General features: G+C 39.4%; 1 pseudogene. It reads left to right on the plus strand.

Going from position 1 to position 254, the window contains the following annotated elements:
• Positions 1-2 precede the first annotated feature (2 nt).
• Positions 3-254 (plus strand): annotated as a pseudogene (locus ACMV8I_RS21580) (GNAT family N-acetyltransferase); the annotation flags it as partial.

Genomic DNA, 254 nt, shown 5'->3' on the forward strand with positions numbered 1-254 from the left:
TCCTGCAGGGTATAACCATGATAACAGTAGAGAAATCAAATCCATTTTCTTCAGATTCCCTTCGCCTAATCGAATTGCTATCAGCAGAACTTGCCGCTATTACTGGTGATAACGGTAAAAGTAATTTACCGCTGAAGCAATGAGTGATGACAAAGCTTTATGGGCATTAGCAAAGAATTCTCAAGGAAAAGCTATAGGATGCGGTGCTATACGGCCATTAACGCAAAATATAGCCGAGCTTAAAAGAATGTTTT

The organism is Ewingella sp. S1.OA.A_B6 (genome assembly GCF_049889095.1).
Lineage (GTDB): Bacteria > Pseudomonadota > Gammaproteobacteria > Enterobacterales > Enterobacteriaceae > Ewingella.